The sequence below is a fragment of the Acinetobacter sp. Li1LvA2 genome (assembly GCF_056156705.1).
The window spans coordinates 111,863-123,370 of the sequence record NZ_JBSICF010000008.1 but is presented as its reverse complement, the minus strand read 5'-3'; the positions used below and the strand labels follow the sequence as shown (position 1 = coordinate 123,370).

At 40.0% G+C, this 11,508-nt stretch carries 9 protein-coding genes; 2 read left to right on the top strand and 7 right to left on the bottom strand.

The window, feature by feature from the left end; all coding sequences use genetic code 11:
- Window positions 1-41 precede the first annotated feature (41 nt).
- Both ACS604_RS15650 and abaR read right to left on the bottom strand, forming a co-directional pair.
- Complete coding sequence (locus tag ACS604_RS15650; RefSeq protein WP_474772201.1) at window positions 42-1,931, bottom strand: fatty acyl-AMP ligase; 1,890 nt, start codon at window positions 1,929-1,931, stop codon at window positions 42-44.
- Between the two features lie 867 nt (window positions 1,932-2,798).
- Complete coding sequence (abaR, locus tag ACS604_RS15645) at window positions 2,799-3,515, bottom strand: LuxR family transcriptional regulator AbaR (protein WP_004795347.1); 717 nt, start codon at window positions 3,513-3,515, stop codon at window positions 2,799-2,801.
- Between the two features lie 635 nt (window positions 3,516-4,150).
- Between abaR and ACS604_RS15640 the strand changes: the two genes are divergently transcribed.
- Window positions 4,151-4,567 carry a DUF4902 domain-containing protein gene (locus ACS604_RS15640; RefSeq protein ID WP_238612759.1) on the top strand — a complete coding sequence of 139 codons (417 nt, stop codon included), beginning with the start codon at window positions 4,151-4,153 and terminating at the stop codon, window positions 4,565-4,567.
- A 63-nt stretch (window positions 4,568-4,630) separates the two neighbouring features.
- Window positions 4,631-5,197, top strand: coding sequence for an acyl-homoserine-lactone synthase AbaI (abaI, locus tag ACS604_RS15635; protein WP_080632436.1), 567 nt, complete (start codon window positions 4,631-4,633; stop codon window positions 5,195-5,197).
- Between the two features lie 140 nt (window positions 5,198-5,337).
- On the opposite strand, the gene ACS604_RS15630 is transcribed toward abaI, so the two are convergent.
- The 5 genes from ACS604_RS15630 to ACS604_RS15610 form a co-directional block, all read right to left on the bottom strand.
- The gene (locus ACS604_RS15630) at window positions 5,338-6,699 is read right to left on the bottom strand and encodes an MFS transporter (RefSeq protein ID WP_474772200.1); all 1,362 of its coding nucleotides are present in this window, start codon (window positions 6,697-6,699) and stop codon (window positions 5,338-5,340) included.
- Window positions 6,700-6,819: 120 nt separating this feature from the next.
- A complete protein-coding gene (locus ACS604_RS15625) occupies window positions 6,820-7,845 on the bottom strand; it encodes an enoyl-CoA hydratase/isomerase family protein (protein ID WP_474772198.1) in 1,026 nt (341 codons plus the stop codon).
- Between the two features lie 12 nt (window positions 7,846-7,857).
- Window positions 7,858-8,631 (bottom strand): enoyl-CoA hydratase, encoded by a 774-nt coding sequence (locus ACS604_RS15620; RefSeq protein WP_107882159.1) that lies wholly within the window; start codon window positions 8,629-8,631, stop codon window positions 7,858-7,860.
- A gap of 21 nt (window positions 8,632-8,652) precedes the next feature.
- Complete coding sequence (locus ACS604_RS15615) at window positions 8,653-9,780, bottom strand: acyl-CoA dehydrogenase family protein (RefSeq protein WP_004795362.1); 1,128 nt, start codon at window positions 9,778-9,780, stop codon at window positions 8,653-8,655.
- Between the two features lie 11 nt (window positions 9,781-9,791).
- Window positions 9,792-11,441 carry an AMP-binding protein gene (locus ACS604_RS15610; RefSeq protein WP_353155425.1) on the bottom strand — a complete coding sequence of 550 codons (1,650 nt, stop codon included), beginning with the start codon at window positions 11,439-11,441 and terminating at the stop codon, window positions 9,792-9,794.
- Window positions 11,442-11,508 lie beyond the last annotated feature (67 nt).

Sequence of the window (11,508 nt, the reverse complement as noted above, 5' to 3'; positions counted from 1 at the left end):
AAGTGACATGAGTTTTTGCTCAAATGATTAAAGGGTAAGGATTAAAACAAAGCACTTTTCAATCGATTAAAAATAAGCTCGCGCACTTCTCGTTCCTTGACCATTGAGTTGAGTAGATTGGAGCTATAACGAATCAGTTGCCCCCTCTGCTCACGATCACGGATGATGTCTAAGCCATTTTTGACATAGTTTCGAGCCATCACCGTTCTACGGTTTGGATGGGTTAAACAGATTAGTTGACCGCGCTCGATCTGCTCTTTAATTTTTCTTCTTCTAATTTTTCCGCTAGTGGTCTTGTTTATCCGACCTTGATGCAGCAAATAAACACCTTCTACAGGCAAACCGATATCAGCCGCGACTTGTTCTTTAACCTGAGTTCTGATGGTTTCAAAATTAAGTGTCTTGTCTATCGACTTCTTTTTGATCTCAAGCACAACCGTGACACCGTCAGAATTATCGAAATTCACTGCTGCGACACAGCCTTTACGGACAGCAGGATGTGCCGTTTCAACAGAACACTCGATATCTTGTGGATAATAGTTTTTGCCACGGATGATGATCACATCCTTAAGGCGACCAGTCACATACAGGTCTCCGTTTTTAACAAAGCCCATATCACCAGTTCTCAAGTAGTGCACTTGACTAGGCTTATCTGCCTTATCGAGGATGGTTGCAGCAAAGGTTTCCTGATTGACCTCTGGCTTCTGCCAGTAACCCGCAGTGACACTCTCACCTGCTAGCCAGATTTCACCGACTTCATCAGCCCCTACCTCTTTGCGGGTATGTGGATTAACAATACGACAATCAATATGTGCGGAAATTTTGCCACAGCTTACTATTTGCACGGCTGCCTGATCTTGACTGGTCTGCACCAAATTGGCATTCAACTTTTCACGATCAATTGAAATAGCATTGAGTGGACCAGTCACACCACTGACTAAGAGCGTAACTTCTGCCAAGCCATAGCACGGCAAGAAAGTATCCATTCTCAATTTCGACTGAGTATTGAACTTCTCCATGAAGCTTTGCATAACATGAGCTTTGATTGGCTCGGCACCGTTAAACATCACACGCACACGGCTCAGATCAAGCGTTGCTGCGTCCTCATCCGAGATGCGATGCAGACACAATTCATAGGCAAAGTTTGGTCCGCCACTAATCGTGACACCTTTTTCGCTAATGAATTGCAGCCACTTAAGTGGTTTACGAATAAAATCCAGCGGTGACATTACATAGCAGGTCAGACCTACATACACGGTCTGCAAAACTGAGCCGATCAATCCCATGTCATGATAAACAGGTAGCCATGTAAGACCGATATCACCCGCTTGTGTACCAAAAGCTTCAGCAATCATGACTTCATTTGCCATGATGTTTTTATGGGTGACGATTACCCCTTTAGGCCAACCAGTTGACCCTGAGGTGTATTGAAGGAAGCAGATATCGTCTTCAGCAATATGTGGAAAATCCTTTTCCACTAAGTCACGCTGCAATTGGGCATCAACAGCATGCAATATTAAACTTTCGTTTTGGGCTTTTAATGTGATAAGACCCGATAGCTCAAGAATCTTTTTGGTTGTGAGTACTATCTTTGGCTCACAGTCATTCATAATATTCAAAATATTAGAAAAACCATTGCGGTTAAAAGGCAAGCTGACAGGTACTGCGATAATTTTAGCTTTTAAACAGGCAAAGAACGATACGATAAAGTCCAATCCTGGCTCAAACAGCAACACGGCGCGATCACCGCTATCTACAAGATTCATTAAGATTTGGGCCTGACGTTGAACTTGCTCGTTCAGCTCTGCATACGTCAGAGATTGAATTCCACCGGATTGGCGCCCTAAATACTCGAAAGCAATCCTAGCTCCATTTGAATTTGCGTGGGATTCCAAAGTTGCAAGGATATTATCCGTACCCATTACAGCCATAACTTACTCCGATTAATTATAATTCACCCTTTAAACTCGCTAATTCAGAAATGACACTTCTAGCTGGGGCTTTTAATAAAAAATGAATATACTTTTTGTTTAAAATATAAATTCACATTATATTTTATGTGCGAGTGTTTTTTATTACACCTGTAAGGTTTTACAGGTTGGCCTGTTTTTATTAAGAATTAAGAAATTGGATATCTTTCATAAATTAATTTTTATTCAGTTCAATATAGTGAAGGCTGGCAATTAAATTAAACCTCTAACTCAATTTTTGCCCTTATTTCGTTAATATTTAATAATGTTTCTCAAGGTTTTTAGCATGCTAACTATATGGCCTGTTCGTATTCTTATTTTGTGAATCTCTTGATTAGATATCTTGTATTCACAATCTAATGTGCTGTTTATTTGCTTTTCTTAAGGGCAATAAATGATTCAGGCAAGGTCTCATCACAGCCTTTATTTATAAGGATAAAGCTCCTAAAGAAATCTGCTTTAATGTGTACTTGAATAGCATGAAGTTATGTACAGCGCCTTGACTAATATACAACTCTATAAATTAATAAATTTTATCTTCTAAGAACCGATAAAATGCCAATACCAAATTTTAAAACAACAATATTAATAAAATATTTTTAACTATAAATTTCATTTATTCTTTATTTTATCATTAAGTGAAAATATTATTAAACAATCCCATCAAATCAATTTTAAAAACTTTTATAAATAATATTACCCATATAAATTCGACTTCAATTAAAATTTTATTAAATTAAACAATTCTCAATTAACCCCATTTTAAACAAACATCTAACAATAATTTATTTTATTAAAATTAATTATTATATTTCTATATATCTAACTTTATAAAATCCCTAACATTACAGCTCTAATCGCTGCTGAAATTTTATTATTCACATTAAGTTTCTGCATTGAATTTCCGAGATGAAAATTTACAGTTCTTTCAGTTACACCGAGAATCTGAGCAATCTCTGCTGACGTTTTTCCTTCCGCAGTCCAACGTAGAACCTCTTTTTCCCGATTCGTTAAATAAAGATTAAACTGAGCAAATTCTGTTTCATTCACAATTTTAGCAATACTGGAATGTACTGTCTGAGATAGCCAAAACATATTAGTATATTGAGCTTTCTGCTCTTTTTCTGATAATTGGTCAGTGGATCTTGCGAGTGTTAGCATTCCCCTTGTACCAATAAAATCACGGCTTGACTGTGCCCAACCGACATTTAAACCATAAGAACGTGCCTCCTCCCAAAAATCTTTTTGAGATTGTGTGTTCGCAGATTGGCTCGACCAGACAAGAGGTTGAAGTGATAGCATACAATGCTGTACGGTTGGATCTACCCTCACATATTGCTGTTTAACATAACGCTTCTGCCATGCTTCGGGATAATTATTCAACATAATTGTTTTTGGTTCAGCAATAGATAATGGCGACTGCATACCATAAGCACAATAATCAAATCCAAGCTTTGAAGCTGTAGATTTGACTACCTCAAATAGCTGATATTGATTTTTTACCATTAGGGATGCTGATAGTAGATCTTCTTGCCAATTTTCCATTTACTCTCATTAAACCTCATGCATAAATCATTTTTATTTAGTTGCATATAGTGAATTCATAATCCAATTAACAACATTTTTGAGCCTGAGAGGGTGGTAAATTTTTCGGATAAACTGGTTTCAGAAAGCTTTTTAAGGTTGTTATATTGTACATGCGAATTATGCTTGAAAGCCTCAAATTTACAGGATGCATTTTATTCCAAAAATGAGTATTTTTTATTTTTAAAAAGAGCCTATTATTCCTTCTTATTTGTATATTTCTATTAATTTAACTAAAGAATAACATCTACTAGTGATACTAGAAGTATAAATTTTTATTTATTATTTAATGAAACGCATAAACATGATAATGATTTCTAAAATATTATTTTAATAATAGAATAGATATTATCTACAATACATATGAAAAACTTAAACTATTGATGGCCTTGAAACAAGCAACTCTCATATTGAAGCTATAGATGGGTCAATTTCTGTGTAAGTAAAACTTCCTGCCTGAAGTACTTTCTAAAGAACAGCTTAACGTTGTGTATCACCACATTAGGGCTAACCTGTAAAACTTAACAGTATTTTGTTGGCAATAATTTATGTTATTTATCTATAGAACTGTAATTCAAGTCACTTGAATAGGTAGCATGGTCATAATCCCCCCTGATTTTTCAATCTCAACAGATGGTTTTATTCGGATGAATGAAATCCAGCTTATGAATTACCCCCTCCAACACCTCATATCTATTGTTGAGACTACACAAATTGAAGACTCTCAAATTCTATATTGTGGGTTTACTGAATGGGCAACATCACGGAGCCCAGCTTTAAGTACTGGATGGGACTGGGAATTTATTGAGAACAATGGAATTGCTAGCTTAAAACGAATTGGGCTACCTCGAAGCAATATCATGATTGTTGATTTATCCGGTACAGATATTGGATTTGATGTTACTGAAACATTAATCGAAAAAAAAATAGATTCTTTGTTTTGGGAACAGTTCATTTATGCTCAAATCAATACAACGCAAACAAAGACTAAATTAAGTCCAAATTTCTCTTAGAAACCTGTAAATTCTTACAGTTACCACCTTTTCAGCTGTCGAGTAAAGTCGCCTGAAAAATAAGTGGAAGCACTTGTAATGAATGTTATTGCTGGATTCCAAAATAATTTTTCAGAAGTCCTATATACCAAATTTAAAAGTTACCGCTACAAGGTATTTGTTGAACATTTGGGTTGGGAGTTGAACTGTCCAAATAATGAAGAATTAGATCAATTTGATAAAATCGATACAGCTTACGTCGTCGCTCAAGATAGAGAATCCAATATTATTGGCTGTGCCAGACTACTACCCACGACTCAACCCTATTTACTGGGTGAAATATTTCCTCAATTAATGAATGGAATGCCTATTCCTTGCTCACCAGAAATTTGGGAATTATCAAGATTTTCAGCCGTAGATTTCTCGAATCCACCGACCTCTGCTAATCAAGCAGTGTCATCCCCAGTCTCTATTGCTATTCTGCAAGAAGCGATCAACTTTGCAAGAAAACAAGGTGCAAAACAACTCATTACGACCTCACCTCTTGGGGTAGAGCGGTTATTACGTGCCGCGGGTTTTCGCGCCCATCGTGCAGGACCGCCAATGGTTATCGATGGATATGCCATGTTTGCATGCTTGATTGAAGTGTAGTTTGTTAAATCAAAGTCTTAGATATTGGTGACATAGCAAAGATGAGGATCTTAAGCCCGAATCTCGTTTCATTCGCTAAATTTCAAAAGCCCTAGTCAAAAGATTAGGGCTTTCCTTTATTTGAAGAATCAAACTTAATATTAAGACTGCTCAGTAATTTTGGTTTTCAAATTTAATTCTGATTTCTTATGGTAAGCCTCATCAGTTTTAGTCTGCCAATCACTTGGCATAAATGAAGTCGATATGATCGCAACGATAGCCATAGATCCAATATAAATCATAATTAAGTAAGGATTACCCTGCCCAACACTTAAAAGTTTGGTCGCAATTAACGGTGCTAAACCACCCCCAAGTACCCCAGCCAACTGTACCGAAATTGAGATTCCGCTATATCGAATTTCTGCCGGAAATTGACGGGCAAAAAGCTGAGCTTGTGGTGCGTACATAATGGGAAAGACCACGCCAATTGCTAAAACAATTGCTGTCCAGACTAATACTGGATCTTTTGTGTTGAGCATGGTGAAAAATGGATAGCAGTAAAGTGCCAATATACATAAACCAAACATGAACATATTGCGTTGACCCACTTTATCTGACAAATGCCCACATAACGGTGTCATAAATAGAATGACTATTGCACCGCAAATGGTAGCAAACAAAATGTCTTGGCGTGCGATCCCAAGTTGTGCAGTGGTATAAGCCAATGTAAAAGTTGAAGCAATATAAAACCATGCATTCTCGGCAGCGCGGGCCAAAATAATGGTGATGAGTTGCTTTGGATGGTTTTTAAAAACCTGTAAAGCAGGAACTTTAACTTCTTCGGACTGCTGTTTTACTTTTTCAAAATCGGGTGATTCAGGCACTTTCACTCGAATGTACCAACCTACTGCCAGCAAAATAATGCTGGCAAGAAATGGTAAACGCCAACCCCAGCTAAACAGTGCTTGTTCAGGTAATAACGACACCAGACCCAACGCGATTGAGGCTAGCATTAAACCGCCACCTGTACTAGCTTGAGGTAAACTTCCCCAAAAGCCCTTACCACCTTCGGGTGCATGTTCAACAGCCATAAGTACAGCACCGCCCCATTCACCGCCCATTGCCATCCCTTGAATAAATCGCAAGACAACTAAACAAATTGCAGCCCAATAACCAATTGACTCGTAAGTTGGTAATAAGCCAATCAGTACTGTTGGGATTCCCATGAGCATCAGGGTCAGCAGTAACATCGATTTACGGCCAATCTTGTCACCAAAGTGACCAAAGACTAAGCCGCCTAATGGTCTCCCAATAAACCCAACGGCATAGGTGGCAAATGCAGCGAGCACGCCAGTAAGTGCATCTAGATTTGGGAAAAATAATTTATTAAAAATCAGCGCTGCTGCCGCACCGTAAATAAAAAAGTCATACCACTCAATGGTGGTGCCGACCATGCTTGAGATGCCTGCTAATCGATGTGACGACTTTTTAGTATTTGAACCGTTTCCATGTACTGTTTGCATCGTAATATCCTTTTTAGATTTTTTTGTTTTATCTTTTTTATGCTTATGACCAGCCCTGACCATAAGCATTTTCAGGTCTCGCTTTATCTCCTTAAGCTTTTTATGTTTTTGTAATGCGGTTTAGCTCAATTTTTCTAAAATTGGCTCAAATTTCGAATTACGTTCTTGCCACTGCGGTTGTTTGTCTTTATCGACAATGAGCGCGCGGACACCTTCAATAAAGTCACCATGCTCAAACCAGATATCCTGTAAATCACGTTCAAGCTGCATACACTGCGGTAAAGAAAGCCCACGACCTAAATCTTGCAGTTTCAAACTGGTTTGTTTAGCAATAAATGAACGCTGCAGCAAAATGCTGAGCATCTTGCTTGCCCAAGCTTTTAAGCTTTCATCTTGTTCATTTTCAAGACTTTGCTCGATTTCATCTAAATGCTGATATCCGAAGTGTTTACGAATACCTTCTGCCAACTGTTTGAGCTCACTTTCAGCAGGACGAGTAATAAATCGGGTAATGATGTGTTCAATTCCCTCTTTAGTTAAACTTGGCGCTTCAACGAGAGCATCTTGCAAAGCTTGTAATTGCTCGCTTGGCACATGGTAGTCAATTAAATCGAGGTAAAGCGCATCGCTACTGCTGATCTGCTCACCCGTAATGGCCATATAAACACCGATATCATCAAGGCGAGACAGGAAGTGGGTTGCACCAACGTCTGGGAAGAAACCAATCGCTGTTTCAGGCATAGCAAATCTAGACTTTTCGCTGCTTACCACAATGTGACAAGCCTGAGCCAAGCCAAAACCGCCACCTAATACATAGCCATCAAGTACAACAATGACTGGCTTTGCATATTCACGCAGTACATTCAGCATTTTATATTCGGCACTAAAGTAGCCTTTGTAGTCGGCCGTGCCATTTTTATAACTGTCATAGAGATAGCGAATATCACCACCTGCACAGAAGGCTTTTGGACTATTTGATTTGATTAAAACGGCCTGAATAGCAGCATCATTTCGCCACAGTTCCAATTGGGCACCAATACTTTTGATCATATCTAGCGACAATGCATTGAGATGAGTCACACGGTCTAAGGTAATCACGCCAAGCTTACCTTGTCGCTCAATCATTAAGTGATTTTCTGTATTCATTTTATTGATCTCTTATTGATTTTTAAAATTTGGCTTTCGTTTTTCAACGAATGCCTGCATTCCTTCTTTTTGGTCAAATGTTGCAAATATTGAATGGAACATACGTCTTTCAAAACGTAAGCCTTCAGTGAGGTTTACTTCAAAAGCTCGGTTAATGGTTTCTTTAAGCATCATGTTTGCAGTTAAAGAGCGTGCCGCAATTTTTTCAGCTGCTTGCAAGGTTTGTTCAAGTAATTCTTCTTTGCTAAACACACGTGCAACTAAACCACTTTGCTCTGCTTCTACAGCGCCCATTTGACGAGCGGTAAAACACATTTCCATTGCTTTGGCCTTACCAATGGCATGGGTTAAGCGTTGTGTGCCACCAATACCTGGAATTACACCCAAGGTCACTTCAGGCAAACCAAACTTGGCGTTGTCAGCACAATAAATAAAATCACACATCAGCGCCAATTCACAGCCACCACCTAACGCATAGCCGCTCACCGCTGCAATTAGAGGTTTACGGCGCTGTGCGATACGGTCTGCAAGATGAAAAAAGTCATCAAAATAAATATCTGGAAATACTAAATCAGCCATTTCTTTAATGTCTGCACCTGCGGCAAAAGCTTTTTCAGAACCTGCCAATACGATGCAACCAATTTCGCGGTCTTTTTCGAGCTGATCTAATGCCTGATTAATTTCACTAATTAATTCGCTGTTTAAAGCATTGAGCGCTTGAGGGCGATTTAATGTAATCAGTCCAACCCCATTACGCTTTTCTAATAAAATACTTTGCCACTGCATTATTTATTCCTTGTTCTGATTTTATAGACTACGTGCAATCACTAACCGCTGGATATCACTTGTGCCTTCGTAAATTTGACAAATACGCGCATCACGATAAATGCGTTCAATTGGGAAATCTCTGAGATAGCCATAGCCACCAAACACTTGTAGCGCACTCGAGCACACACGCTCAGTCATTTCTGAAGCAAATAACTTAGCCATTGAAGCTTCGTTGAGACACGGTTGACCTGCTTCTTTTAAACGCGCAGCGTAGTGAACCAGTTGTCTCGCTGCTTCAATTTCAGTTGCCATGCTAGCAAGGCGAAAAGCGATGGTTTGATGCTCAAAAATTGGTTTTCCAAAAGTAATACGCTCTTTGGCATAACGAGTCGCTTCTTCGAGTGCCGCACGTGCTAGACCGACTGCTTGCGCCGCAATACCAATACGGCCACCTTCTAAATTGGCAAGAGCGATTTTTAAGCCTTCGCCCTCTTTGCCTAGCATGAGACTTTTGTGAATGCGTACATCGGTCAGTGCAATCTGGCAAGTATCTGAAGCATGCAGACCAAGTTTTTCTTCAACACGAATTACTTCATAACCCGGTGTCTCGCGTGGGACTAAAAATGCACTAATGCCCTTTTTGCCAGCGCTCGGATCGGTCACTGCAAACACAATAATGACCCCTGCATTATCACCCGAGGTAATAAACTGCTTGGCACCATTTAAAATGTAATCATCGCCATCTTTCACCGCTCGGGTTTTAAGAGCTGCCGCATCTGAGCCAGTATGTGGTTCGGTTAAAGCAAAAGCACCGATCATTTCACCTTGTGCCAAAGGTTTTAAAAAACGCTCTTTTTGCTCATCAGTACCAAATTTTAAAATAGGCACACAGCCAACCGAGTTGTGTACGCTCATAATGGTTGAGGTTGCGCCATCTGCTGCCGCAACTTCTTCGAGGGCTAGTACATAGGCTAAGTTACCCGTGTCAGAACCACCCCATTGCTCTGAAACAAGCATCCCCATAAAACCGAGTTGTCCCATTTGAGCTAAGGTATCTTTCGGGAATGTCCCGTCTCGATCCCAATCGCTGGCATTAGGCTTAATTTGTTCTTGGGCGAAACTTTTCGCCATATCACGAATGAGTAATTGTTCTTCGGTAAATTGCATTGTTATTTCCTTTACCCTGCTTTAGCTTGTTGTTTAGCAATTTCTTGATTACGCAATAAAAAGCGCTGAATTTTACCACTTGGAGTTTTAGGTAATTCACTCACAAATTCAACTAAACGTGGGTACGCATGTGCAGAAAGTCGTCTTTTAACAAATTGGCTGAGTTGTTCAGCAAGTGCATCTGAAGGTTGAGCATCTCCAGCTAAAATTACAAATGCCTTAACCACTTCGGTACGGTCGGGGTCAGGCACACCAATCACTGCGGCCTCAACTACTGCATCATGTTCAAGCAAAGCACTTTCTACATCGAATGGCCCAATCCGATAGCCCGATGTGGTGATCACATCATCACTGCGTCCAACAAAGCTCATGCTGCCATCAGCATGAAGCTCGGCAGTGTCGCCAGTTAAATAGTAATGACCAACAAAAGGTGATTTTCGACTTTCTTTATAGCCGCCGAACCACATCATTGGAGACTGGCTAATATCGACCGCTAAAATTCCTGGTGTGTCTGGCGGAAGCTCTTCACCTTGTTCATTGACAATGGCAACACGGTAGCCCGGACTTGGGAAACCTGCTGAACCAGCATGAATTTCATGTTTTAAACCATGATGATTACACACCACCATGCCCACTTCGGTTTGCCCATAGTGGTCATAAATCGGAGCATCAAGCACTTGTTTAAACCAGCGAATTACTTCTGGGTTGAGTGGCTCGCCTGCACTACTCACCACACGGAACTGACCTTTTAACGGCGCCATTTGTGCTGGGTCAGCTGCCATCATCATGCGGTAAGCTGTTGGCGCACCTGCCAAGTTGTTAATTTTATAATCTTTCACAATTTGGCATAGGCTATCTGTGCTGAAACCACCTTCATAGAACAAGGTAGCGTGACCCAAGAATAACGGCCCAGTAATCGCATAGTACAAACCATACGCCCAACCCGGATCGGCAATATTCCAAAACGAATCTTTTTCGGTTAAACCAATGGCATCTTGCATATATCGACCAAAGGCAATCAGTGCTTTTAAAGGCACTTCTAAGGGTTTAGCAGGACCTGTAGTGCCTGAAGTAAACATGAGCAAGAAAGGATCTTGGATGCTACGCATCACCAAATCACATTGGTCGGACTGCTGCTTCACCTCATTCCAGAAATTAAAATCACCTGCTTTAAGTGGAGTACCTTGTGCGTCGGCCACCGTCACAATTGCAGGGCAATTTTCAATTTCATCAAGCTTGCTACGGTTGCCCATGTCGGTCACTACTAGCTTACTTTGTGCAAGCTGAATACGGTGCTCAATCGCCTTTGGACCAAACGCAGTAAAGAGTGGTTGATAAACTGCACCAATTCGCCAAGCTGCAAAAATAGTCACGATCAATTCAGGTGTTCTTGGTAATAGCCCTGAAATACGGTCGCCTGCTTTTACACCTTGTGATTTTAAAAAGTTGGCAAACTGACTTGACCATTCTTTTAGTTCACGGAAGGTATATTGCTCTTTTCGTCCGTCTTTTCCTTGCCAATACAGTGCAATTTTGTCGCCATCTGCGTGTCGATCACAGCATTCATAACAAGCATTTAAGGCATCAAGTGAACCTGATAACATGTGTTTTGCAGTGCTTTCCAAATCGAAAGTCTGTGCAGCATTTTGATAATCCATCATATCTTTTCCCTCAGTCCGGATTTGTTGTTATTCACGACAGGGTTTAATGTGTTTAAAGCCATCCTTT

What these genes read in the sequence shown, in the direction of transcription:
- ACS604_RS15650 (WP_474772201.1), bottom strand. Translation starts at nt 1,931, where the DNA reads ATGGCTGTAATGGGTACGGATAATATCCTTGCAACTTTGGAATCCCAC.
- ACS604_RS15620 (WP_107882159.1), bottom strand. Translation starts at nt 8,631, where the DNA reads ATGCAGTGGCAAAGTATTTTATTAGAAAAGCGTAATGGGGTTGGACTG.
- ACS604_RS15615 (WP_004795362.1), bottom strand. Translation starts at nt 9,780, where the DNA reads ATGCAATTTACCGAAGAACAATTACTCATTCGTGATATGGCGAAAAGT.
- ACS604_RS15640 (WP_238612759.1), top strand. Translation starts at nt 4,151, where the DNA reads ATGGTCATAATCCCCCCTGATTTTTCAATCTCAACAGATGGTTTTATT.
- ACS604_RS15630 (WP_474772200.1), bottom strand. Translation starts at nt 6,699, where the DNA reads ATGCAAACAGTACATGGAAACGGTTCAAATACTAAAAAGTCGTCACAT.
- abaR (WP_004795347.1), bottom strand. Translation starts at nt 3,515, where the DNA reads ATGGAAAATTGGCAAGAAGATCTACTATCAGCATCCCTAATGGTAAAA.
- ACS604_RS15625 (WP_474772198.1), bottom strand. Translation starts at nt 7,845, where the DNA reads ATGAATACAGAAAATCACTTAATGATTGAGCGACAAGGTAAGCTTGGC.
- ACS604_RS15610 (WP_353155425.1), bottom strand. Translation starts at nt 11,441, where the DNA reads ATGATGGATTATCAAAATGCTGCACAGACTTTCGATTTGGAAAGCACT.